The following is a 23464-nucleotide window of genomic DNA, read 5'->3' as shown; positions in this document are numbered from 1 at the left end:
ACATCCCTACTCTTAACGAAATCTTCCCATGATGTAAAAAATCAGGGATAACACAATACTAACCAAAATGGAGGTAACCACAGGGAAATAAAAGGTAGTATTCCCCTTTTTAAAAACAATATCCCCCGGAAGCTTTCCGAGATGCAAAAACTGCATTAAAAAACCGATTAGAAAAAGGACTCCGCCTATGATCATAATTGTTTTCGATAGCCCCATCACGGTGAAGGTACCTCCATGCCGAAATGATGATAAACTTTAGGGGTGACCATCCGGCCCCTTGGAGTTCTCTGAAGAAAACCAATTTGCAGCAAATAAGGCTCATATACATCTTCAATTGTTTCTGCCTCTTCTCCGATGGAAGCAGCAATTGTGTCCAGTCCGACAGGGCCGCCGCGAAATTTTTCGATAATTCCCTTTAAGAGTTTATGGTCAATATGGTCAAGGCCAAGCCGGTCGACCTGCAAAAGTTCCAATGCTTCCTTGGCCAGGTCAAGATTGATGGAACCGTCCCCTTTTACCTGGGCAAAATCACGGACGCGTCTAAGAAGGCGGTTGGCAATCCTTGGGGTTCCACGAGCACGTCTGGCAATTTCTCCGGCCGATTGGTCATCGATTTCCGTATCGAACAATTCAGCCGTTCGTTTAACGATATTTTTAAGCTCATCCTCTTTATAATACTCGAGCCTGCCCAAAACTCCAAATCGGTCACGAAGCGGGGCGGAAAGTGCCCCAGCCCTTGTAGTGGCACCGACGAGGGTAAACGGCGGAAGGTCGAGGCGCACCGATCGAGCGGTCGGCCCCTTCCCGATGACGATATCCAGACAAAAATCCTCCATCGCCGGATATAAAACTTCTTCAATGGACCTTGGGAGCCGATGTATTTCATCAATAAACAATACATCTCCCGGTTCAAGAGCAGTCAAAATCGCAGCTAGATCACCCGGACGTTCAATTGCCGGCCCGGACGTGGTCCTGATATTGACGCCCATTTCATTCGCGATGATGACAGCAAGCGTCGTCTTACCTAGTCCGGGCGGTCCGTAAAGGAGGACATGATCCAAGGTTTCTCTCCGCAGCTTTGCAGCCTTGATAAAAACCTCCAGATTCCCCTTCACCTGATTCTGCCCGATGTATTGCTTTAATGTCTGCGGCCTAAGACTTTGTTCCAAGCTTATTTCCTGCTCGTTTACTTCACCGGAAATAATCCGTTCTTCCATAAACCATCACCTATTTCAAAAGCCGTTGAAGGGCCTTTTTGATATATTGGTCAGTTGTCAGCTGTTCCTTTCTTAATTCAGGGGAAATCTTTTTAATTTCTTTATCAGAGTAGCCCAAAGCTTTTAAAGCAAGCACTGCTTCCTCAAATGCCTCGCCGCCGTCCTGTGTATGTACTGGAAGTGTATCCGCATTGAAAAGATTCGGAAAATAATCCGGAACGATATCCTGTAATTTCCCTTTTAAATCAAGGATCATTTGCCGCGCAGTTTTTTTGCCGACCCCAGGGAATTTAATTAAAAAGCCTTCGTCCTCATTTTCAATCGCGTTGACCACCTGCTGGACCTCGCCTGATGCCAGGATCGCCAGAGCCCCTTTCGGCCCGATACCTGATACATTTAACAGCTTTGTAAAAAGCCTTTTTTCCTCACGAGATTCAAAACCGTATAACGCCATGACATCTTCCCGTACATAGTGATACGTATAGACCGTCACTTTGGTTTCGATTTTTCGCGAATAAACGAACGGATTTGGCGTGGCAATCTGGTAGCCGATGTCATTGTTTTCGATAACGATATATTCTGGACCGACAAACTCAACGGTACCTTTTATAAATTCAAACAATCTGGTTCTCTCCCCTAGTTTCCTGCTGTGCTTACACACTGTATTCCATTCTATCATACAATTTTGGGTGAGTTGAAGAAAATCGGTGCCGGAAAAATAAAATTCAAGTCGTGATTGCGATTAGCCGATAGAATGGCAAAATTCGCTGATAGACCCCTTAGATTCGCCGATAAAGTGACTTAATTCGCTGATAGAAACTTAAAATTCGCCGATAGAAGTTTACTCTTTTAAAAAACAGGTAAATATTTCAGAGTTAACGAAAAAAAATCAGGCTGATAACTTAATTTCAGACTGATTTGATTTCTTTTTATTCTTTTTTTATCGAATATGGCTTAAATGTCTCCAAAACCTCGACATATCGATCTTTGTTTTTAATAGGAATTCCTTGAAGCAGTTCTTTTTGCGCCTTACTTTCGAGCTTTTTGATGTCTATTTGAAAAAACGATTGAATAATTCGCGAGCGGTCAGGTCTTCCATTAAAAATAGTTAAGACGCCGTCATCAGTAATTCCAAAATAGCCGTTTCCCTTTAATAACGGGGAAATATCATCGACCTGCTGTTTAAATACTACAGTAGATTCATCAATACTCAAAACCTGCCATTGGTCATATTTTGCCCAAAAGTTTTCCATGGACCAGACTGTTTCCTGGAATGTTTCTTGACTGATTTCACCATCAAGGTAGACTCGTTCTAAAGTCACTGTCATTTGCAGAGGTTCGGTATTTCTTTGGTCATTGAGCTGGGCTGCTGTGACAGTGCTTGTTCCACCAAAGACTTCTCCTCCTATTAAGAGAATAGCAAACCATGACCACGACAGCATTTTTTGTTTGAACCTCATGCTAATCACCTCTTAAATGTTAAGAATTGAACATGTTTACAATTCTAGTTTAGCCTTTTTTTCCTTTTTTATCCGAACTCAAACAATACAAAAGGGCAAAGCATATTTTTGCTTTGCCCCTCAGTTCTATCGGCCATTAGGCTCTGGCTGTGGAAGTTCGTTGTTATGATTGCGGTCCCGTCCTAGAGAACCTTCATCGGTGATAACGTTTATGCTTCTTCCTTCAGCATATTTCTTTACCGCATTCTTGATTGCCCGCTTAGTTTCAGCCGCACGGTCTTGGTTGTTTAGTTTTACCGAGATAATCACCTGATCACCGAAAGAAACCGACCTTATGCTGCGAACATTATCGATATCGGCTACCCTGTCTCTAATTTGATCTGTCACTTGCTCTTGAAACCCTGGATCAGTCACTGTTCCAGACCCTATAGGTTTATTCAAGTGGCCGTGGTAATTCATATCCGCCGTACTGAAACGGTTATCTCGCTGGAAAAAATTCCGGTCAGTTTTGGCTAAAGGTGTTGTAGGATTTTTCGGATTTCCATTTTCATCTTTTGTTTGCAGCGCATTACGTCTGTTTTCATTAATTACGTTGTCCTCGTCGCCAATTGTGTGATCCAATACTTCCGGCAAGGCACCGTCATTATCCCTTAAGTACCCATAATTATTATCGGAATGGTTTTCATTGGAATAATAACCAACCGGCCGCATCAGATTATTATTTTGGTCGGAGCTTTTGTTGTCGTTTGCACAGCCAGCTGCACCCATTAGCATTAGGGCAGAAAAAGGAATCATCCACTGTTTCTTGTTCAAGCGAAAAACCCCCTTCTAAACATCCTGAGCATATGAAGCATGCTCTTTATTAGGGTGTTAATTTCAAGGGAGTTTCATTCTCGTAGAACAGCTACATGATTATTCCAAAAGGTCCTTTAATTGCTCCACAAAGTTTTTTCTGTCAGCAAACTGGCCGACGGATAAATCAATAACCTGCTTTAATTTCGTCTCATCAGAATAAGATTTTTCCCTGATAATCCGATTCCATTCCCGAAAAATATCTGCAGGATATGCTAAAGCATATAAAAAAGCTGGCTCTCTTTTGTATTTCTTCATTTGAGTATAGGTTAGCAAATTGTCGTAGGACCAATCGATAAAAGGAAGAATTCGATTTGCATATTGTAAATAATCAAAAACCGGCGGTCCAATATTAATCAAATCAAAATCAATTAAATGCAGTTTACCTGTTTTGTCCCGTAAAAAATTATGATGGGCAACATCACCATGCAATATCACATCGGCTTCGTTATGAAAAAAAGTTTGTTGCTGTTCCATTCCTGTTAAAGACCAATACGCCCACGACACCATTTCCGAGACAAAAGGCTCCTTTATAAAATGGCGAAGGAAGGGAAGATTATTTAAAAATAAATGATACCTTTCCGTCCATTTTGCCAGAATATCTCCATTCGGCATCAATGTGCGATACCTTTTTTCAAAAGACTTAGTCGTATCGTGAAATTGTTCAATTAGGTCCAATCCTTCTTGGCGGTTACTGCGGGTATGAAAAGAAAAGGCGGATTTATTTGCGGAAAGATATTCGAGACAGCCATAATGGGTTCCTTCAAAATATAACTGTTCCTTTGAGGGAGGTTCTAAAAAACGATAGGTTTTCTTGAATCCCTCTTTTCTCAGCGTTGCAGTAAAAGCCTCCTGCAATTTCAGCTTTCGATGGTTCGAATACCCTTTAAGGATATAGCTTTGTTTTTTCGTCTTGATTAAAAAAACATTCCCACGAATTGGAACAAATTTGCTTATTTCACCCTGAAACTGTGACTGAAAATAAGAGAAGAGACGATCAAAATATGCATCGTCTCCGTTTCCACTTCTTATATTAACTGCTCTCATCAGGAAAACCCGTCATGCCATAGCCTGCCGGCCCCATTCCATAAGGGTTCATAAATGGCGGCTGGGCAACATTTAATGGTGCTGTATATGGCGCACTGTAAATTGGCGGGGTCGGTGGAACAAAAGCTTGTGGTGCTGGTGCTTGAGCGGGCGCTCCGCAGCCGCAGTCAACCATTGCTCCTGTTCCTACTGGCAGACCCTGTGCAGGATTTTGCATGAATGGTGCTGCAGCTCCTTGCACCATATCGTCTGACGATGGGAAATCCATTGCCCCCATTACCTGAGGGGCCGGCCCAGACATTTGCGGATAACCGTAGGGCAATTGTCCATATGGTGCTCCCGCTCCGTAAGGAACGCCCGGTGCCTGGCCGCCAAATGATGCTTCAGGCCCAGCTGGCATGGATGGACCAAATTCCATTCCTGCCGGATAACCTCCTTGTTGAGGAACTCCTGCTGGAGTAGGGCCATATCCGACTGGCATCTGCCCATATCCTGCCGGCATTTGGCCGTATTCCATTGGCATTTGACCATACCCTCCAGGCACGTGGCCATATTCCATTGGCATTTGGCCATAACCAACTGGCGCCTGGCCATATCCTGCCGGAACTTGACCGTATCCAACCGGGGCCTGGCTGTATCCTGCCGGGACTTGACCGTATCCAACCGGAGCCTGGCTGTATCCCGCAGGCATCTGTCCAAAGGCTGCCGGGTCCATGTAAGTTGTTTGCATAGCCGGATTGAATCCTGGGTTTTGAGCGCCCATAACAGCACCTGGGTTATAACCCGGATTTACAGCCGGCATATGCGGCATGAAAGCTGACGATTCATCATCATAATGATATGGCATATAGCCCGGGCCTGCAGCTGCAGGATATCCGGCTGGGCCCACCGCACCCGGTACGCCGGCCATTCCTGGAACACCAGCCATTCCTGGTGCCATTGGCATTCCAGCGCCACCTACCATACCCGGATCCATCGGCATTCCAGGACCACCTGCCATACCCGGGGCCATCGGCATTCCAGGACCACCTGCGTACGGCATATACGGCCCTGCAGGGAAACCATCGTATGGCGGACAGAATCCCGGTCCAGGCATGACTGGAGTCATCGGTACACAATAATCCTGCGGCATTTCTTGTACAGGAGCAACAGGTGCTGGAAAAGGAATTTCTTTCTTTGGAACTTCTTTTACTTCTGGAAGAATATTTACTGGTTTTGGCGGGAGATTCGGTTGTTCTTTAACCGTCATTTTTTGCATGTTCACTTGGTAGTAGTTATTGATGTCAATTTCAGGGACGACTTGTAGAGGCATTTTTGGAGTATATGGTACCTTTGGTACTTCTTTAACGATAGGCTGCTCTTTAATCGGCACTTCCTTTACTGGCATTTCTTTTACTGGCATTTCTTTAATGGGTATTGGTTTCTCCTTGGCAAATGGGTGTTCTTTCAGCGGAACCTCTTTTTTCGCTCCTAAATTGATTGCGCCTTCTTTTTTTATGGATCCGCCAGCTGTCGGAACCTTTATTTTCATACCGGGCATAATCATATCAGGGTTGCTGAGCTGCGAATTCAACTTCTTCAGCTCTTCAAAATTCACGCCGTACTTCTTGGCGATCTTCCAAAGAGTATCCCCTTTCTGTACGATATGGATCTTCACTCTGATTTCCCTCCTATGGCATAAGTCCATATAGTGTATGTGGAAATAGGCAAAATGCTAATATTCTTCACAAAAACTTATGCTATTTATTGAAAAATTATGAATAGGACCATTGCAGGGCAAAAAAAATAGATGCAGTCACAGCATCTATGTCATGAATGGTATAGCATTCTCTTTAAAGCTAATTTAGCGTTTTCCGCGATCTCTGAACTCACTTTAATGATATTATTGTTATTTTCGTCTTCAATGGTATCGAGGCTCCATACAAGATGCGGAAGGTCAATCCGGTTCATCGTCAGGCATGGGCACATATGAGGATTTAGAGAAATAATCTGCTTATCCGGATGATTCTGGATTATGCGGTTGACAAGGTTCATTTCCGTACCAATGGCCCATGAAGAGCCTGGTTCCGCCTTTTCAATCGTATTAATGATAAAGCTTGTTGACCCGGCCAAATCGGAAATTTCTACAACCTCACGACAGCATTCCGGATGGACGATGATTTTCATGTCTGGATATTGTTCTCGTGTGTCAATCACATTTTGCACCGTAAAGTTTTCATGGACGGAGCAATGCCCCTTCCATAGGATGACTTTAATTTTTGAAAAATCACCCTCGTATTCGAGGCTGTCGCTGATAGGATTCCAAATCGCCATTTCATCCAACCCTACACCGAGTTGTACGGCGGTATTTCGGCCCAAATGCTGATCCGGCAGGAATAGAATCCGCTCCTTTTGTTCAAAGGCCCATTTGACCATTGTTTCAGCATTGGAAGAAGTAACGGTTGCACCTCCGTTTGCACCGACAAAGGCTTTAATGGCTGCAGTAGAATTGACATAGGTTAATGGCAGAATGGTGTCTCCAAATAAACTTTGGAGTTTATCCCACGCTCTTTCAGTTTGGTTTAGGTCGGCCATATCAGCCATTGAGCAGCCTGCCCTCATGTCAGGCAAAAATACCTTTTGACTTTTGCTGGTTAAAATATCTGCTGTTTCCGCCATAAAATGGACTCCGCAGAAAATAATGAACTCTGCTTCGGTATTTTCAGCCGATAACTGCGCTAATTTCAGGGAATCCCCAGTTGCATCGGCAAATTGAATTACTTCATCCTTTTGATAATGGTGTCCCGGTATAAACAGACGGGAGCCGTATTTTTCTTTTACTTCCTTAACACGCGCTTCGAGCTCGTCGCGGGACATCTGCTTGTATTTATCAGGAATCATTTTATTTGCCTGGAAGGCTGCCAAAATGCTCATCTTATTCCTCTCCTTTGCTCCATAGCACTTTTACACTAATATCTAACGCTTTATAGGAATGAGTCAAAAATCCCAAGGAAATGTAATGAACACCTGTGTCTCCATAGGAAGCAAGATTGCTCAATTGAATCCCGCCTGAAGCTTCAGTGATAATTCCCGGCGGCACCAATTTAATCAGCTCTTTTATTTCATCTGGTGTCCGGTTGTCAAACATGATGACATCCGCACCGGATTGGACGGCTTCTCTTACCTGCTCCTTGGTTTCAACCTCTACTTCCACCTTCACCATATGACCGGCTTGTTTTCTTACTGCCTCCACTGCCCTGCTGATGGAGCCCGCAAACGAAATATGGTTATCTTTAATCATCACGGCATCATACAACCCAAAGCGGTGATTATAGCCGCCTCCAGAGCGGACTGCATATTTCTCCAGCATACGGAGCCCCGGCGTCGTTTTCCTTGTGTCGCAAATCCTTGTAAAATCGCTATTAAGAGTTGTCACGGCTTTGTTGGTAAGCGTTGCAATCCCGCTCATCCGCTGCACCAAGTTCAACACAACCCGTTCCCCTTTTAACAAGTCGGAAATTTTCCCGGTAACGGTTGCCAGCTGCTGTCCCTTTTCGAATGGTTCCCCATCCTTTATAAGAACCCGGGTTAAAAGATCCTGATTTAATAATTCGAATCCCGTTTTGATAATTTCTTCCCCACAAAAAATTCCTTCATCCTTGGCAAGAAAAACGATTTCGCCTTGCGTATCATCCGAAAAAATTAAATCTGTTGTGATATCCTGTTCGCCGATATCCTCGATAAAAAAGCTTTCAAGTAGTGAGCGCAGTTTTAATTTGTTCATGATTCCTCTCCACTTCTTTTTTTGTATGAATGATGGATTTCTGAAGCCAATTTTCATCATCCTCGGCTGGGTAATCGCTTCGGAAGTGCCCGCCGCGGCTTTCTGCCCGTTTTAGGGCTGATTCTGTTATCAATTTGGCGGTAATCAGCATAAAGATTTTTGTTAATTCTTGTTTTGAAAAAGAATCAATCGTTTGCAATTTATCGATCTTAAATTGCTCAAGCCACTTTTTTTGATTTGTTAAGGCAAGCTCATTGCGGACGATTCCTACTTGGTCCATCATCGAATCTTTTATTTGCTGGATGGAAGGCAGCTTTAGTTTTTTATGGGTGTGCCTGCTTTTAGTTGTAACTGAGATTGCTGAAATAATCTCTGTCGGTGCTTTATTAATCCATTCCGCCAGTTTCTTTCCTTGATACAGTCCTTCCAGCAAGGAGTTGCTGGCCAGCCGGTTGGCTCCGTGCAGTCCTGTACAAGCCGATTCCCCAATGGCATACAATCCTTGGATGGATGTGCGGCCGATAAGGTCCGTTTTTATTCCCCCCATTAAGAAATGGCTTCCGGGAACAACTGGAATTTTCCCTTCAGTTAAGTTAATTCCATTGTTTTCACAAAGCTCAGTGATGGTAGGGAATCTTGTCTCAAAATCTCTTACATTCGTTATATCTAAAAATACTTTATGGCCATTTTTCAAATAGTCATAGATGGTTTGCGAGACAATATGTCTTGGGGCAAGGTCCTTGAAGGGATGAACTCCTTCCATCATCGGAGTGCCTTCCTCTGTTATTAGCTTTGCCCCTTCTCCTCTCACCGCCTCAGAAATAAGGCCTTTGGTTTCACCATTGACATATAAAAGCGTCGGATGAAACTGAATAAATTCCATATCGATAATGTCAGCACCCGCCCGGTAAGCAAGGGCTATCCCATCACCATTGACTGTTTGGGCATTGGAGGTATAGCGATACAATTGCCCGCAGCCGCCAGATGCAAGAATGATGTGGCTGGAAAAATGCTCTTTGAGGTTACCTTTTGAGTCTTTAACTTTTACGCCAATACAGCGGTTGTTTTCAGGGTTGATGACCAACTCATATGCAAAGGCGTCCTCTTCAACCGTGATATGTGCTTTAAGTGTGCTAATAAGGTGCTCCACGACGTTCTTACCCGTCGCATCACCGCCTGCATGGACAATTCGGTGTTCACTATGGGCACCCTCCATTCCAAGCAGCAATTTCCCTTCCGAATCACGGTCAAATACCTTGGAAATATCTTGTATTAGGTTAGGTGCTTCATAAATGATTTCTCGAACAGCTTCCGGGTCATTATGAAACGCCCCCGCCTCCAAGGTGTCCTCTACATGTTTTTCCGGATGGTCTGCTGGTCCGATGGCTGCGGCTATTCCGCCTTGGGCAAGGTAAGAGTTTGCTGTTCGTAATTTCGACTTTGTGAGAACTCTCACATTTTTATGTTCACTTAAGTGGGCAGCCAGCTGTAAAGCCGCTATCCCGCTTCCAATAATTACAACATCTGATTTTGTCATTGTTTGACCCTCCTGGATTAACAGGTGTCTTGACATATATATTTACACAGAATTACACTAAACACAAGATATTTTTCTATTAAACTTTAGGGAGAGCGGATATGAAATATTTTGATTATGCTGCCACCACCCCGTTGGATCCGGAAGCTGCAGAGATTTTTGTAAAGGCGTCGACCGAGTTCTTTGGTAATTCCAGCAGCCTCCATGATATCGGGGGACAATCTGCCGCATTGCTTGAGCATTGCCGGGAAGAAATGGCCCAGCTTTTGGGCGTGGATAAACAGGGGTTGTTTTTTACAAGCGGGGGTTCTGAAGGAAATTTCTTGGCTATTGAGGCGTTATTATCCGCTCCAAAAAAACCAGGCAAACATATCATTGCCGGAATGGCGGAGCACTCGTCTGTCCATGGAATCTTGAAGCGGCTTGAAAAAGATGGGTATTCTATTACCTATTTACCGTTCAATTCATCCGGGGTGATTGATCCTGGAAATCTATTAAATGCCATCAAGCATGATACCATTCTTGTTGCCATTCAGCATGTTAATTCTGAAATAGGCACCATCCAGCCTATTGAGCAGCTTGCTAAAATATGCACTGGACACGAAATCCATTTTCATACCGATATGGTCCAGTCGTTTGGAAAAATCGATGTACGAAACATTACATCTTTGGTAAGCAGCTTTTCTTTTTCCGGACATAAAATTTACGGTCCAAAAGGAATTGGAGGAGCGTATGTTAATCCAAAAATTGGATGGAGTCCGTTTTTTCCGGGAACTTCTCATGAAAAAGGATTTAGACCCGGCACGTTGAATGTGCCAGCAATTGCCGCGATGACCACCGCAGCCCAGAAAATTACGGGCAGAATTCAGGAGAATGCGCGAAGATTTGTTGAACTCCGGCACGCATTTCTTAACGCCCTTCAACCTATCAGTGAACGAGTCCACGTCTATCAGGCTGAAGGTGATTCACAGCTGCCGAATATCATCGGCATGCGGATTACCCGCATCGAGGGCCAATGGATGATGCTCGAATGCAACCGGTTGGGCTTTGCAATATCAACCGGAAGCGCCTGTCAGATTGGCATGCAGACGCCTGCAAAGGTTACCCAGGCATTGGGGCTGACAATTGATGAATCCAAGGAATTTATCCGGATCTCCTTCGGCCATCCCACAACGATGAATGAAGTCGAAGGTTTGGGCGCAGGGATATTGAAGATAGCCAATGAATTTGCGGTCTCATCTGTTATTTAATTAGCCGATATTATGTTAGAATAGGTTCACAGATATCAAATGGGAGGGTTTATATGACGGAGCAAAAGAAAATCTTAGGGGAGGAAAGGAGGACTCTGATATTAAAACTGCTAAAGGAAAGTGCTTCGCCACTAACTGGAAGCGACCTTGCTGCCAGAACTAATGTAAGCAGGCAGGTCATCGTAGGCGATATCACTCTCCTTAAAGCGAAAAATGAACCGATAATTGCGACAAGTCAGGGGTACTTGTATTTTAGCCAAACTCCCGGCGCCCATGTATATGAAAAAACAATTGCCTGCCGCCATAACCCAGAGGACACGGAAAAAGAGCTGTATATTTTTGTTGATCATGGCGTGACCGTAAAGGATGTTAGAATTGAGCATGCTGTTTACGGAGACTTAACAGCTTCGATTATGGTTTCGAACCGGCAGGAAGTGAAGCAGTTTATCGAAAGAATCCACAGCAATAAAGCAGCTTTTTTATCGGAGCTGACAGATGGCATCCATCTGCATACAATTACTGCCTCTAGTGAGGAAGCAATAACGCGTACGGAAGCAGCCATGAAGGAAGCAGGATTTTTGATGGAATATTAAAAGGACTCGTCGGTTGACGGGTCCTGATTTTCCCTTATAGTACTAATTCATCTCAACCATAACCGAGGGATAACTCCCTAACAGCTTCACGCCGCAGCCCAATGCTTCCAACTCAGCCATGGCCCCTGGAATTAACACTTCATCAAGCTTCATTTCTAAATCAATAATGAAAAAGTAATTGCCGATACCGGTTTTCATTGGTCTAGACTCTATTTTCGAGAGGTTAATCCGTCTCCACGCAAATGCAGACAGCACCTGATGCAGCGCACCTGCCTGGTCTGATGGAAGAGTAACCATTAAGGTCGTTTTATGGTGAGCTGACCCGCTTAATCCCTTTAATTCGGTTTGTTCCTTTGCTAAAACAACAAACCGAGTATGGTTATAATCAAAATCATGGATATTTCTGCGGACAATTGAAAGGCCGTATTCCTCCGCCGCAAGTTCATTAGCGATGGCCGCAATATTAGCCTCAGGTGCTTCCATCACCATTTTTGCAGCCGCCGCTGTGGATGACACACTTTCAAACGGAACACCTTTTAATTGCGTATGTAAAAATTTATGGCACTGGGCAATCGCATGCGAATGGCTGTAGACTTTTGAAACCTGCTGCCAGTCCGAAGCATTTGCAGGATGAACCATTAAATGCTGCTTAATAGGAAGCGTAATTTCGCCAATAATCGGAAGATCGACTTCCTGGGTTAAATAATCAAGGGTAATATTGACGGATCCTTCGAGGGCATTCTCAAGCGGAACAACAGCGAAATCCACTTCCTGTTCAACAACAGCGTCCATGCATCCCGGAATCGTCTGAAACGGTATATGTTCAATTCCCGAAAAAACTCTTCTAACGGCTATCTCTGTAAATGTCGCCTTCGGTCCTAAGTATCCTACCTTCACTTTTCTCTACTCCCTTTCTAAAAAGAAAGCTGAGAGCCGGGCCAGTGAACTTTTGTTCACTATGCACCTGTTCCCAGCACTTCAACCTTTTCTACAAATTCAAGCTTTCTCAGTTCGGCCAGCAAAGAATCTATATCATGTAACATACCGGCAGTGTTTAATGAAAGTGTAACATTAGCTCGCCCCATAAGCGGAATCGTTTGGTGAATCGTTAGAACATTGCAGCCTGAACCCGCAACAACACTTAACAGTTTTGACAGGGTTCCGGAACGGTCCTCTAAATGGAAAAATAACGAAATGATTCTGTCCTTTGAAACCGAAGAAAAAGGAAAGACAGTATCTCTATATTTATAAAAAGCACTTCTGCTTAAATCCACCTTTTGAACTGCATCCCAAATGGATTCTGCCTTCCCTCTTTCCAGCATGTCCTTCGCTTCGATGGTTTTCTTCATCGCATCCGACAGAACATCCTCACGGACCAAATAAAATTTTTTATCAAAGTTAGCCATGCTCATCTCTCCCTCTTAGGGACCTCAACTTATTCTAAAAACTCAAATTCAAATTCCAGCAGCCTCACGATATCCCCATCTTTGGCTCCTCTTTTTCTTAAGGCATCGTCAACCCCAAGGCCGCGGAGCTGGCGTGAAAAACGGCGCACAGATTCATCCCTTGAAAAATCAGTCATCTTAAACAGTCTTTCAATTTTATCACCAGAAAGGACAAAAGCTCCATCCGGATCTCTTGTAATGTTAAACGCATCAGCATCGGCTTCGTGTTTATAGACAACGCGGTGAACGCCTGTTTCCTCTTCTTCTTCATGCTGAAGCGGGAATTCCGGTGTTTCCTCAATTTTATCAGCAACTGCAAACAACAGCTCACGAAGACCTTTTCGTGATATCGCAGAAATTGGAAAAATCGGATAATCCTCCTGCAGCTTCTCTTTAAATATTTGCAAATTCTCTTCCGCATCAGGCATATCCATTTTGTTCGCGACAATAATCTGCGGCCGCTCGGTCAAACGGAGATTGTATTCTTGCAATTCCTTGTTAATCGTTAGATAGTCCTCATATGGATCTCTTCCCTCAGCCGCCGCCATATCGATAACATGGACGATGACCCTTGTCCGTTCAATATGACGTAAGAATTGGTGCCCCAAGCCAACTCCGGCATGTGCGCCTTCAATAAGCCCAGGAAGGTCGGCCATAACAAAGCTGCGGCCATCTTCGGTTTCAACCATTCCGAGATTAGGAACGATGGTCGTAAAATGATATTCCGCAATTTTCGGCTTTGCTGAAGAAACAACTGATAATAATGTTGATTTTCCGACACTTGGAAACCCAACAAGACCTACATCGGCAAGAAGCTTCAATTCTAGAATGACGTCGCGCTCTTGGCCCGGTTCGCCGTTTTCAGCAATCTCAGGAGCTGGGTTTGCCGGTGTCGCAAATCTGGTATTCCCACGGCCTCCGCGGCCGCCTTTGGCAATAACCGCGCGCTGACCGTGCTCAACTAAATCGGCAATGACCTCATTTGTAGCCGCATCCATAACAACCGTTCCCGGCGGCACTTTAACAATCATATCCTTGGCGCCTCTTCCATGCTGCCCCTTGGACATGCCGTGCTCACCCCGTGGTGCCTTAAAATGACGCTGATAACGGAAATCCATCAGCGTACGCAAGCCTTCTTCCACCTCAAAAACTACATTTGCACCTTTACCGCCGTCACCCCCAGCTGGACCGCCATTAGGTACATATTTCTCACGGCGAAACGCAACCATTCCGTTACCGCCATCGCCGCCTTTTACATAAATTTTTACTTGATCGACAAACATGTTGATCCTCCCGTCGTTCTTTAAAATAACTGATGAATGCGACGAGATCGCGGGCGTATGCACACAGAATTAAACAGCAGGCATAAACACCTCTAACGCGAATTCGCTTTCGGTAAATTCCTTAATGGTCACCTCTTGTGAACCAGCCAGGAATTGTTCAATCAGTTCCTTATTATTTATTATCCCGCGAAAATCAAAAAAGAAACGAATTCCATCTGACTGCGGTTCAATTGTTATGGATAAATGGTTTTCTTGAAATGCTTCAATCGTCTGATTTAAACGGGCAAAAAGGGATTTTGTCCATTCAGTTAATTTGAAGTCATTAATCTTTATGTACTCAGAATCCTCAAAAACCTCATATTCTAGCTGAAAGGCATGACTTTCCCAATTAGCTGTAAATAATAATGAGGCAAATTGCGGAAGTCCCAGATTAGACAGTTTTGTCTCATGCTGTGCCTCCACTACAATTTCCGTAATGACCTCTTTAACCCGGTCAATTCGATTTAAGTCGAGGTTACCTTTGATGAGCTGCAGCTTATTTAACCAATCATGTCGTGAATGCCGCAGCACTTCGATAATATCCCATTCTTTCTCCATGCGTACTCTCCCAATCCTTTATCGGAAACTATTTTCTGTTAGTATATCAAAAAAACAACCATGAGTAAGCAATTTTTATGTTGAATGATACGATTTGGAGAGGCAAAAGTGCAATGATGATGAATAAACAGGTGAGGGTGTTAAGGTAAAAAGAAAACTCTAACCGTTATGGTTAGAGTTTTCTAGTAACTTTAAGCTTCTTGAGCTACTGGATATACGCTCACTTTTTTGCGGTCACGACCAAAGCGCTCGAATTTTACAACGCCGTCGATTTTCGCAAATAGAGTGTCGTCTCCACCGCGGCCAACGTTTTCACCTGGGTAAATCTTAGTACCGCGTTGACGGTACAGGATAGAACCGCCAGTTACAAATTGACCGTCCGCACGCTTAGCACCAAGGCGCTTTGCGATAGAGTCACGTCCGTTCTTTGTTGAACCTACTCCCTTTTTAGAAGCGAAAAACTGAAGATCTAATCTTAACATTTGTTCCACCTCCTACTGTTTGAAGGTTAATTTTATGTGCTTTCCGTACTCCTTTTCAATCCCTTCAAGTGAGACAATCATCGCCTCAAGCAACAACTGAACTTTCTCTTGTGTTTCGTTTGAAATATTCTCTGGAAACGTACATTGGAGAAAGCCGCCATTCCCTTGTTTAACCTGTGCTTTGACTCCCGTAAGAGCCTCGATGGCATTCACTGTTCCAAATGAAACAGCCGATGCACCAGCACAAACAATATCTCGGCCACGTTTTGCAAAGTCAGCATGTCCGCTCATCGTAAAGGAATGAACGAGTCCGGATTCAGTACGATTAATCGTAATGTGAATCATCTATTACTCAACACCTTACGCGTTGATTTTTTCGATGACTACTTTAGTATAAGGTTGACGATGACCTTGCTTCTTACGGTTGTTTTTCTTCGCCTTGTACTTGAAAACAATGATTTTCTTTTGACGGCCTTGTTTTTCAACTTTAGCTGTAACAGTAGCGCCTGCAACAACAGGGCTTCCTACTTTTACATTTTCACCGCCAACAAAAAGAACCTTGTCAAAAGTAACTGTTTCGCCAGCTTCTGCATTTAGTTTTTCAATGTAGATAGCTTGACCTTCTTCAACTTTCACTTGCTTTCCGCCAGTTTCGATAATTGCGTACATGAACTGCACCTCCTTATAAACTCAGACTCGCCAAAAACAGGCGCTTATGCTAAAGCGTAAGACTTACTACCTGTCATGTGCGGTTGTAGCACGGGTGCGCTACAAACATAACATTAAAATCATACATAATTTAGACGAAAGTGTCAACAGCTTTTTGGGATATCTCATCCACTGTCCCGAATTGCTTCAATAAATAATAATGTGCTGGAGCTATGGTGGTTGTAAAAAACATTTTAAAATGAAGCATTTCTTCTAAGATTTCTAAATGGGGAAGAAACTGCTCTTTAACCTCTTTTGTCGTTTCTACCAGGACTGCTTCAAATTCAGAATAGCGATGCTCCAATAGCTCCCTTTCTAGCCGGAACGCAACCGTCTCTGCACTTAAGATTTTTCCTGTCCCCTCACATACCGGACATTTTTCCTGCAACGTTTCCGACAAGGTAACCTTCGTTTTTTTTCTAGTCAGCTGCAGAATCCCTAGCGGCGTAAAGCCAATCACTTTCGTTCTTTTTTCATCCTTTGACAGCTCTTTTTCAAAAAGATTTAGAATCGATTGCTTGTCCGAGTCACGATTCATATCAATAAAATCAATGAGCACAATCCCGCCAATATCACGAAGACGCAGCTGTCTGACGATTTCTTTCGCTGCCAGCTGATTGGTTTTAAGCACGGTATCCTGGTAATCTTGCTTGCCGGAAAATTTCCCGGTATTTACGTCGATAATGGTGAGGGCCTCTGTTTCATCAAAGATGAGATAAGCACCATGGTCAAGCCAGACAACCCGCTTTAGAGCTTTATCAATTTCATGCTCAATTTGGTGGGCGGAAAAGATATTTTCTTTTCCATTATAATAGATGCAGGCATGCTTTTCTCCGAGTAGTTTTTTTAGTTCCAGGTCATCTACGATGATTTCACCTGATGACATTTTTTCAGCTTGATGTTGAATCATTTCCAAAAAGGTATCTTTTTGAAAAATTAGTCCCGGCTTTTTTAAGGCAGCGACTTTTTTGGTAAATTCTTGATATTTCTCACGCAGGCTGCTTAATTCATCGCATAGCTCATCTTCGGTTGCGGTAATGCTTGATGTCCGAAAAATCAGGCCTTCTTCTTCGGTTTTTACGTGGTTACCTTTTTGTCGAAGCCGTGCTTTTTGTTTTTCGTCCGCGATTTTTTTGGATACTGCGACATATCGCCCTTTTGGCATGTAAATCAGGTTTGTGCCTTGTATTTCGATAATACCTGTAACTTTCGGACCTTTGGTACCTGTCGCATCCTTGTCAACCTGTACAAGCAACTTTTCCCCTTGATGGACGTAGGACGAGACATTTCCTTGTTTTTCTGATGCTAACACATATGCTGGAAGATGATCACGATGTAAATAAGCATTTTTCTCTTCCCCGATATCGATAAAAACTGCATTCATCCCGGGTAAAACCTTTGTCACGGTCCCATAATAAATATTACCAACCAGCGATCGATGTTCTGGCCGATCAAAAATAATCTTTTCTATACGATTTCCACGAAGATAAGCGAAACGCTTTTCCCGTCCTATGTAATTTATAATTAATGTTTCCAAACCTTGTTTCCTCACCTTTTTATAATAGCTTATTGGGTTAACCATTATTTTACCCAAAGTTACATGAAAAAGCGCTCGTACCCAGACGAGCGCTCTCTGCTTTCTATACTATTATACCTTACTAATACAAAAAGAGAAGGTCGCTGATTTTGTCGTTTAAACGTTTTTCTGTGAAATAGGCATGCAGCAATTCGTTTTCATCGAGAGTGCCTTTTTCCCTGCCGTCGACCTCGACAATTATAGGGTGCTTGCAGCCGCGCTGGAATTTTTCCAAGACGTTAATCAAAAGATCCTGCTCATCTGCCTGGATAGGTTTCAAGGAGTCTGGACTTGATGATTTTTTCCCGTAATAACGTTCAAGTAAAAAGCGCATGAAAATAAAGCGCCGCTGCTTCCATTCGTAATAAAGCGAAAAGAATAAGAAGCCGATTACTACCCAAACATTGATATGGGCTGGTGCTGTGGCTAATATTACAAATGAAAAAATGCATAAACTGACGAAGGAAATCATCAGCGTGGTGCGATGGGCGCTTGCAAAAGAATTTTTCAATGATAACAGTAAAAATACCAGTTTCCCACCATCGAGCGGCCAAACTGGAAAAAGGTTAAAAATTAAAATCATCAGATTATATTCAATAAATAATGGAAATAAATCCTCGGGAAACAGATTGAAATGAAGGAGAGCAAATGCCGCTCCCACCATCCATACATGCTGGAGCGGACCTGCTAAGACAACAATGGCCTCTTCCTTTAACGGTCGATTCCCGTGCTCATCCATCTCCGCGACCCCGCCAAATGGCAGGAGGGTGATCCTTTTGATTCTCCAGGAAAAAAAAGAAGCCGCCGCCGCATGCCCCATTTCATGAACAAAAATGATGCCCAGGAGTAAACTGACTTCCATAAAATGGGCCGTGGCGATTGAGAGTGCAACGATTAACCATAACAGCGGGTGGATATGAACATGCCGGAGTAACTCAATCACTTTATTCAAGACGAATCACCTGAATCGGGTCGATGAACTCTTCGCCTTTTTTAACAGCAAAATAATACTGGCCTTTTGCTTTGTCTTCTCCCGCTGAATCGGAAACTGTCCCCACCACTGCTCTCTTATCGATATATTCATAGAGCTTGACCTTGATATCTTTTAAATTCCCATACCATGTTTCTGTTCCATCGGAATGCTGGATAACGACGGTTTTCCCGATCCCTTCCTTTTCTCCAGCATCCATGACAAACCCGTCACTGATCGCTTGGACTGCCGCTCCTTTGCCAGTCTCAATCATGATTCCCTGGCCGTTCTTCTCAAAGTTCTCAAGAATTTTTCCTGTTACCGGAACGGCCCCTTTTTGGACCTGCTCTTTCGCTTCTGATTTGTCTTTTTCAGAAAAAGGCAACAAAGCAAGCGGCTTGCCAAACTTATCTTCATACCACTTGGAAACAACGGCAAACTTGAAATCTTGATCCATTGTTTTTAGGACGACGTCCCTCGCCGGCTGAAAAGTGGCCGTTTGATTGCGGAACATAATCGCCACTACTAAGAACAAGAGGATCGATGCTAGAATTTTGAAAAAGAATACTTCCTTTTTAAATAAGGGGTGTCCATCATCACCATCACTGCCTGAAGACGGGGGTATATAATTAAATTCATATTTTTCCTCATCCCCTGGCCATAACAAATTCCGATCTGGCGCATTTGCCTTGCTGCCGCCCATTTCTTTTTTTCTCTTTGCGATTCGCCGCCGTATTTCATCCGGAGTAGACCGCGCCATACCCATCAACCCTTTTCACACAGTTTGTACAAGTTTATGTAGAGTTTTTATAGAGTATGACAAGCATATAAAAAAGCCTGTCCACAGATGTTGTGAACAGGCTTTGATTTTATCGAACTCCAAAGAATTTCTTCAGTTTTGAAAATACACCTTTATTTTGGTCTTCGAGTGATTGAAGTGGGATGGACTCTCCGAGAATTCTTCTGGCGATATTTCGGTAGGCAATCGATGCCTTGCTGTTTGGGTTTAGTGCAATCGGCTCACCATGATTCGATGCTTTGATAACCTCTTCATCGTCAGCGACAATGCCAATCAGTTCGATCGATAAATGTTGGGTAATTTCATCAATATCAAGCATATCACCGGTCTTCATCATATGATTGCGAATCCGGTTGACGATTAGCCTTGGCGGCTCCATGTCTTTTTCTTTTTCTAAAAGGCCGATGATCCTGTCGGCATCGCGGACAGCAGAAACCTCCGGCGTTGTAACTACAATGGCTTTATCCGCACCGGCCACGGCATTCTTATAGCCCTGCTCGATTCCGGCCGGACAATCGATGATTATGTAGTCATAGTCCTGCTTTAACTCAGTAATTAACTCTTGCATCTGCTCGGGTGTAACAGCTGACTTATCGACAGTCTGTGCTGCCGGAAGCAAGTACAAAAGTCCGTCAAATCGCTTATCCTTAACGAGTGCCTGATGGGTTTTGCATCTTTTTTCAACCACATCGACTAAATCATAGATAATTCTATTTTCTAACCCCATTACGACATCTAAGTTTCGAAGGCCGATGTCCGTATCTATTAAGCATACTTTCTTTCCCTGAAGAGCCAGCGAAGTGCCGATATTAGCAGAGGTTGTTGTTTTGCCGACGCCGCCCTTACCAGATGTAATTACGATTGCTTCTCCCACTTTAATGTCCCCCTTCTAATCTCGTTAAATTAGGCCTTAAATGATTTAAAGCTTGTAATCTATCGATAATAATATAATGGTTCTCATTTATGTAAGCACATTCCATTTCTCTGTGCTCATTGGCAGGATTCGAATCTGGGGATCTATTTATATATTCGCCGATTCTTAGCTGCGATGGCTTCATGCTCGAAGCGGCAATAACTGCCTGTTCATTGCCAAAACACCCTGCATGTGCAATTCCTTTGAGGACACCCATTATAAAAATATTCCCGCCTGCAATCACGGTTCCACCTGGATTCACATCTCCAATTAACAGTAAATCCCCTGATACTCTTAATACCTGCCCGGAACGGACGATTCTTGAAACCGTTACGACCTCGTTTTCTTCCTTTAGTCGATTGGCTTCTTCCTTCGTAATCACATTCGATTCAATATCATCCACCATTAAGTTTTTCTTTTGGCGGATTAATTCTTTTAGTTCTTCCTTTTGATCGTCCGTTAAATAGCGATTGCCAATATCCACTTTCACAGAAATTAAGTGGCGTTCCTCCTGCGTTCTGGAGTTGGCGGAGAGCTTTTGGTCGAGTTCTTGCTTTAATTCCTCATAGGAACAGGTATCATCAAGATGAAGAACAAGCCCGTCCTTTGTTCCTTTTATTGTAACATTTTGCCGATTTTTCATGGAGAATTTTCACCTCAAAATACAAAAACAATTTCGGATTTTAGCCATTATTTCCCAAATCCAAATCATAAACATCCATCTTTAAAGAGTTCGACACGAACTTTCCATTTTCCTTTTTTTAAAAAAACATTCCCCAAACTTTGTCATCAGGAACAATCTGTGAATGAGGGAGCGGCCATACCAAGACTTTTACCCGATTCATAAATCCTCCCGCAGTGCCTCGGCATGTTTTTCAAAGCAGCGTTTTAAAGGATAGGCTGCTAACACGAGAAAAATTCCATTTAATATAAGAGTAGGATAGAAACGCAAATTGACAAAGCTCATAAAATCAAGATTTGTCACATGGATTAAATAATTAATTTCATACACGCCCACTTCTAACAGCGCAACTCCCAAAAGGGAAACGAAGAAAGCGACAACGATATTGGACTGGATCACCTGCATAACCTTTGCTGCTAGGTAGCAGATAAATGGAAACAAGAAAAAATAAATGCCGATAATTTCGACATATACGATATCAAATAGAAGTCCAAAGATGGCCGCATAAATAATCCCCTGGTTTTTCCCAACATATATCGTCAAAAAAAGCAGAGTGGCAAACAGGAACCGCGGAACTAGTATACGGTTTCCAAAGGAATCAGCGGGCAAAAATTGAACAAACAGACTTTCAAAAATAAAAAGGAGCAAAAACAAAAGAGGGAGAAAGAATTTTCTCACAAGTCTTCCTCCTTCCCGGATTTCATCGCACTTTCCTCAGGGCTCGTCATTAACCTTTTAATGACCATGACATTTTCAATATCGTAAAAGTCCGCTCCCGGCTTCACTAGTGCAGTTTGATTTAAGCCATATTGATCCGGTTTCACCTCTTCTACCTTGCCAATCATCAGCCCCTTAGGAAAGACACCGCCCATTCCTGAGGTGATGACCGTCTGCCCTTTTTCCACCTTAGCTCCTGATGGAATAGCTTTAACGAGAAGCATTTTTTGTTTATCATCAAAGCCCTGAACGAATCCGTAAACCTCGGTTTCCCCCTGAATCACAGCGGAGATCCGGTTTTTCGGGTCCATCGCACTCAATAGCTGCACTGTTGAGCTAAATTGGGTGACGTTTTTCACCTTTCCAATCAATCCTGTTGCTGTTACAACAGCCATATTTTTTTTAATTCCATCTAACTTGCCTTTATTGATAATAATCATTTCATGCCAACGATCAGGATTTCTGCCAATAACTGTTGCCGGCATTGGTTCCAAATCTCTCAGGGTCTTTTTTTCATCGAGAACGTCACGTAATTCTTTGTTGTCTTTTTTCAGTTCTTGAACTTCTGCTTCAAGGCTGGCAATTTTCTCAACGCGTGATTTTAATTCCTTATTCTCATCATATGTATCTTGCAAATCCTGAAGATTCTCAAAAAAGCCTGCAACATACTGGGCAGGCCTTGAAACCAGGGATTGAACCCAGCCGGTTGAGTCCTTGACGAACTGCTCCGGCCAGGTAAGTTTACTCCTCTCCCTTAAAGAAAACCCAATCAATGCCACGAGAACAATGATGCTGACGAGCAAAATGATCAAACGCTTATTCAAAAAGAACTGTGGCATGATATTACACCTCTATTTTTCATTGTCCAGCTCCAGCGCCTAGGGGCTCGGGGTCATAAGCCAATCCGTCAAGAAGGCTAAAAAACAGCCTTCTCGCCGACTCGTCTTATGCCCGTCGCCCCTGATCAAGGCGCTTCCGCTTTTCTATCTATCTTGAATCTTTAGCTTTGTTTTTGAACAAATGGATATGGTCTAAAGCCTTTCCTGTGCCGATTGCCACGCAATCGAGAGGGTTTTCTGCAATCAGGACAGGCATTTTTGTTTCTTCGCTAATGACACGGTCAATATTGCGCAGCAACGCTCCACCGCCGGTGAGGACGATTCCCCGGTCCATAATATCGGCAGCCAATTCCGGTGGTGTTTTTTCAAGCGTATTCTTCACTGCTTCAACAATGGCATAAACAGTATCACTTAAAGCGGAGGCAATTTCCTTGGCGGAAATTTCAATTGTTTTTGGCAGACCAGTCAGAAGGTCACGGCCGCGAATCTCCATGTTATCGATACCTTCTGGCGTGCCTGCTGAACCGATTTCCATTTTGATTGTTTCCGCAGTACGGTCACCAATCATCAAATTATATGTTTTTCTAATATAGGAAATAATCGCCTCATCCATCTCATCACCAGCAACACGGATTGATTGGCAAGTAACAATTCCCCCTAAAGAGATAATCGCTACTTCCGTTGTTCCGCCGCCGATGTCAACAACCATGCTTCCCGTCGGTTCCCAGACTGGA

At 43.4% G+C, this 23464-nt stretch carries 26 protein-coding genes, 1 pseudogene and 1 other annotated feature; of the genes and pseudogenes, 2 read left to right on the top strand and 25 right to left on the bottom strand.

The features are described 5' to 3' along the window. Positions 1-12 precede the first annotated feature (12 nt). The 10 genes and pseudogenes from KHB02_RS14460 to nadB all read right to left on the bottom strand — a co-directional run bounded on the left by KHB02_RS14460 (position 13) and on the right by nadB (position 9876). Complete coding sequence (locus KHB02_RS14460; protein WP_213145286.1) at positions 13-216, bottom strand: DUF2905 domain-containing protein; 204 nt, start codon at positions 214-216, stop codon at positions 13-15. Next, positions 216-1217 (bottom strand): Holliday junction branch migration DNA helicase RuvB, encoded by a 1002-nt coding sequence (gene ruvB, locus KHB02_RS14455; protein WP_213144733.1) that lies wholly within the window; start codon positions 1215-1217, stop codon positions 216-218. The genes KHB02_RS14460 and ruvB overlap by 1 nt, the downstream gene beginning before the upstream one ends. Before the next feature lie 10 nt (positions 1218-1227). After that, the gene (gene ruvA, locus KHB02_RS14450; RefSeq protein WP_213144732.1) at positions 1228-1839 is read right to left on the bottom strand and encodes a Holliday junction branch migration protein RuvA; all 612 of its coding nucleotides are present in this window, start codon (positions 1837-1839) and stop codon (positions 1228-1230) included. Between the two features lie 307 nt (positions 1840-2146). Continuing rightward, a complete protein-coding gene (locus KHB02_RS14445; protein ID WP_213144731.1) occupies positions 2147-2677 on the bottom strand; it encodes an intercompartmental signaling factor BofC in 531 nt (176 codons plus the stop codon). A 126-nt stretch (positions 2678-2803) separates the two neighbouring features. Further along, entirely contained in the window at positions 2804-3490 is a 687-nt protein-coding gene (locus KHB02_RS14440; protein ID WP_213144730.1) for a YhcN/YlaJ family sporulation lipoprotein, read from the bottom strand. A 99-nt stretch (positions 3491-3589) separates the two neighbouring features. Then, positions 3590-4576, bottom strand: a complete 987-nt coding sequence (locus KHB02_RS14435) for a phosphotransferase (protein ID WP_213144729.1) — start codon at positions 4574-4576, stop codon at positions 3590-3592. A gap of 1509 nt (positions 4577-6085) precedes the next feature. Beyond that, positions 6086-6233 (bottom strand): annotated as a pseudogene (safA, locus tag KHB02_RS30040) (SafA/ExsA family spore coat assembly protein); the annotation flags it as partial. Between the two features lie 152 nt (positions 6234-6385). Then, complete coding sequence (gene nadA / locus KHB02_RS14425) at positions 6386-7489, bottom strand: quinolinate synthase NadA (protein ID WP_213144726.1); 1104 nt, start codon at positions 7487-7489, stop codon at positions 6386-6388. Between the two features lies 1 nt (position 7490). Beyond that, entirely contained in the window at positions 7491-8339 is an 849-nt protein-coding gene (gene nadC, locus KHB02_RS14420; protein ID WP_213144725.1) for a carboxylating nicotinate-nucleotide diphosphorylase, read from the bottom strand. Then, positions 8308-9876, bottom strand: a complete 1569-nt coding sequence (nadB, locus tag KHB02_RS14415) for an L-aspartate oxidase (RefSeq protein WP_213144724.1) — start codon at positions 9874-9876, stop codon at positions 8308-8310. The genes nadC and nadB overlap by 32 nt, the downstream gene beginning before the upstream one ends. Before the next feature lie 101 nt (positions 9877-9977). Between nadB and KHB02_RS14410 the strand changes: the two genes are divergently transcribed. Together KHB02_RS14410 and KHB02_RS14405 are read left to right on the top strand one after the other, a co-directional pair. Further along, positions 9978-11126, top strand: a complete 1149-nt coding sequence (locus KHB02_RS14410) for an IscS subfamily cysteine desulfurase (protein ID WP_213144723.1) — start codon at positions 9978-9980, stop codon at positions 11124-11126. 53 nt (positions 11127-11179) lie between these two features. Further along, on the top strand, positions 11180-11719 hold the full coding sequence (locus KHB02_RS14405; RefSeq protein WP_213144722.1) for a transcription repressor NadR: 540 nt from the start codon (positions 11180-11182) through the stop codon (positions 11717-11719). A 42-nt stretch (positions 11720-11761) separates the two neighbouring features. On the opposite strand, the gene pheA is transcribed toward KHB02_RS14405, so the two are convergent. From pheA to mreB, 15 genes are all read right to left on the bottom strand, one after another. After that, on the bottom strand, positions 11762-12616 hold the full coding sequence (gene pheA / locus KHB02_RS14400) for a prephenate dehydratase (RefSeq protein ID WP_213144721.1): 855 nt from the start codon (positions 12614-12616) through the stop codon (positions 11762-11764). Between the two features lie 59 nt (positions 12617-12675). Next, positions 12676-13131: an ACT domain-containing protein gene (locus tag KHB02_RS14395; protein ID WP_378584168.1), complete on the bottom strand. Its 456-nt coding sequence runs from the start codon at positions 13129-13131 to the stop codon at positions 12676-12678. Between the two features lie 23 nt (positions 13132-13154). Next, positions 13155-14447, bottom strand: coding sequence for a GTPase ObgE (obgE, locus tag KHB02_RS14390; RefSeq protein ID WP_213144719.1), 1293 nt, complete (start codon positions 14445-14447; stop codon positions 13155-13157). Between the two features lie 69 nt (positions 14448-14516). Beyond that, a complete protein-coding gene (locus KHB02_RS14385) occupies positions 14517-15044 on the bottom strand; it encodes a sporulation initiation phosphotransferase B (protein WP_213144718.1) in 528 nt (175 codons plus the stop codon). Positions 15045-15235: 191 nt separating this feature from the next. Beyond that, a complete protein-coding gene (rpmA, locus tag KHB02_RS14380; RefSeq protein WP_213144717.1) occupies positions 15236-15526 on the bottom strand; it encodes a 50S ribosomal protein L27 in 291 nt (96 codons plus the stop codon). A gap of 12 nt (positions 15527-15538) precedes the next feature. Beyond that, complete coding sequence (locus tag KHB02_RS14375) at positions 15539-15871, bottom strand: ribosomal-processing cysteine protease Prp (protein WP_213144716.1); 333 nt, start codon at positions 15869-15871, stop codon at positions 15539-15541. 15 nt (positions 15872-15886) lie between these two features. After that, positions 15887-16195 (bottom strand): 50S ribosomal protein L21, encoded by a 309-nt coding sequence (gene rplU, locus KHB02_RS14370; RefSeq protein ID WP_213120024.1) that lies wholly within the window; start codon positions 16193-16195, stop codon positions 15887-15889. A 13-nt stretch (positions 16196-16208) separates the two neighbouring features. After that, positions 16209-16290, bottom strand: a sequence feature (ribosomal protein L21 leader region). A gap of 35 nt (positions 16291-16325) precedes the next feature. Continuing rightward, positions 16326-17771 carry an Rne/Rng family ribonuclease gene (locus KHB02_RS14365; RefSeq protein ID WP_213144715.1) on the bottom strand — a complete coding sequence of 482 codons (1446 nt, stop codon included), beginning with the start codon at positions 17769-17771 and terminating at the stop codon, positions 16326-16328. A 121-nt stretch (positions 17772-17892) separates the two neighbouring features. After that, positions 17893-18762 (bottom strand): M50 family metallopeptidase, encoded by an 870-nt coding sequence (locus KHB02_RS14360; RefSeq protein WP_213144714.1) that lies wholly within the window; start codon positions 18760-18762, stop codon positions 17893-17895. Further along, on the bottom strand, positions 18755-19540 hold the full coding sequence (locus KHB02_RS14355) for a M23 family metallopeptidase (RefSeq protein ID WP_241113864.1): 786 nt from the start codon (positions 19538-19540) through the stop codon (positions 18755-18757). Before KHB02_RS14355 ends, KHB02_RS14360 begins: the two co-directional genes overlap by 8 nt. Before the next feature lie 109 nt (positions 19541-19649). Continuing rightward, complete coding sequence (gene minD / locus KHB02_RS14350) at positions 19650-20453, bottom strand: septum site-determining protein MinD (RefSeq protein ID WP_213120020.1); 804 nt, start codon at positions 20451-20453, stop codon at positions 19650-19652. Between the two features lies 1 nt (position 20454). Beyond that, on the bottom strand, positions 20455-21135 hold the full coding sequence (gene minC, locus KHB02_RS14345) for a septum site-determining protein MinC (RefSeq protein ID WP_213144712.1): 681 nt from the start codon (positions 21133-21135) through the stop codon (positions 20455-20457). A gap of 198 nt (positions 21136-21333) precedes the next feature. Next, on the bottom strand, positions 21334-21852 hold the full coding sequence (gene mreD, locus KHB02_RS14340; protein WP_213144711.1) for a rod shape-determining protein MreD: 519 nt from the start codon (positions 21850-21852) through the stop codon (positions 21334-21336). Next, the gene (gene mreC, locus KHB02_RS14335; protein ID WP_213144710.1) at positions 21849-22730 is read right to left on the bottom strand and encodes a rod shape-determining protein MreC; all 882 of its coding nucleotides are present in this window, start codon (positions 22728-22730) and stop codon (positions 21849-21851) included. The genes mreD and mreC overlap by 4 nt, the downstream gene beginning before the upstream one ends. A 148-nt stretch (positions 22731-22878) precedes the next feature. Beyond that, positions 22879-23464, bottom strand: a 586-nt coding sequence (gene mreB, locus KHB02_RS14330) for a rod shape-determining protein MreB (RefSeq protein WP_241113863.1), incomplete at its 5' end; no start/stop codon positions are given.

This window comes from Neobacillus citreus (assembly GCF_018343545.2).
Taxonomy (GTDB): domain Bacteria; phylum Bacillota; class Bacilli; order Bacillales; family Cytobacillaceae; genus Neobacillus; species Neobacillus citreus.
The sequence above is the reverse complement of the archived record's forward strand: the minus strand, read 5'-3'. Positions and strand labels throughout refer to the sequence as shown.

Excerpts from the sequence above, each read along its gene's own strand:
- KHB02_RS14460 (WP_213145286.1), bottom strand. The coding sequence starts at position 216 with ATGGGGCTATCGAAAACAATTATGATCATAGGCGGAGTCCTTTTTCTA.
- ruvB (WP_213144733.1), bottom strand. The coding sequence starts at position 1,217 with ATGGAAGAACGGATTATTTCCGGTGAAGTAAACGAGCAGGAAATAAGC.
- KHB02_RS14445 (WP_213144731.1), bottom strand. The coding sequence starts at position 2,677 with ATGAGGTTCAAACAAAAAATGCTGTCGTGGTCATGGTTTGCTATTCTC.
- KHB02_RS14435 (WP_213144729.1), bottom strand. The coding sequence starts at position 4,576 with ATGAGAGCAGTTAATATAAGAAGTGGAAACGGAGACGATGCATATTTT.
- nadA (WP_213144726.1), bottom strand. The coding sequence starts at position 7,489 with ATGAGCATTTTGGCAGCCTTCCAGGCAAATAAAATGATTCCTGATAAA.
- nadC (WP_213144725.1), bottom strand. The coding sequence starts at position 8,339 with ATGAACAAATTAAAACTGCGCTCACTACTTGAAAGCTTTTTTATCGAG.
- nadB (WP_213144724.1), bottom strand. The coding sequence starts at position 9,876 with ATGACAAAATCAGATGTTGTAATTATTGGAAGCGGGATAGCGGCTTTA.
- KHB02_RS14410 (WP_213144723.1), top strand. The coding sequence starts at position 9,978 with ATGAAATATTTTGATTATGCTGCCACCACCCCGTTGGATCCGGAAGCT.
- KHB02_RS14405 (WP_213144722.1), top strand. The coding sequence starts at position 11,180 with ATGACGGAGCAAAAGAAAATCTTAGGGGAGGAAAGGAGGACTCTGATA.
- KHB02_RS14395 (WP_378584168.1), bottom strand. The coding sequence starts at position 13,131 with ATGAGCATGGCTAACTTTGATAAAAAATTTTATTTGGTCCGTGAGGAT.
- obgE (WP_213144719.1), bottom strand. The coding sequence starts at position 14,447 with ATGTTTGTCGATCAAGTAAAAATTTATGTAAAAGGCGGCGATGGCGGT.
- KHB02_RS14385 (WP_213144718.1), bottom strand. The coding sequence starts at position 15,044 with ATGGAGAAAGAATGGGATATTATCGAAGTGCTGCGGCATTCACGACAT.
- rpmA (WP_213144717.1), bottom strand. The coding sequence starts at position 15,526 with ATGTTAAGATTAGATCTTCAGTTTTTCGCTTCTAAAAAGGGAGTAGGT.
- KHB02_RS14375 (WP_213144716.1), bottom strand. The coding sequence starts at position 15,871 with ATGATTCACATTACGATTAATCGTACTGAATCCGGACTCGTTCATTCC.
- rplU (WP_213120024.1), bottom strand. The coding sequence starts at position 16,195 with ATGTACGCAATTATCGAAACTGGCGGAAAGCAAGTGAAAGTTGAAGAA.
- KHB02_RS14355 (WP_241113864.1), bottom strand. The coding sequence starts at position 19,540 with ATGGCGCGGTCTACTCCGGATGAAATACGGCGGCGAATCGCAAAGAGA.
- minC (WP_213144712.1), bottom strand. The coding sequence starts at position 21,135 with ATGAAAAATCGGCAAAATGTTACAATAAAAGGAACAAAGGACGGGCTT.
- mreC (WP_213144710.1), bottom strand. The coding sequence starts at position 22,730 with ATGCCACAGTTCTTTTTGAATAAGCGTTTGATCATTTTGCTCGTCAGC.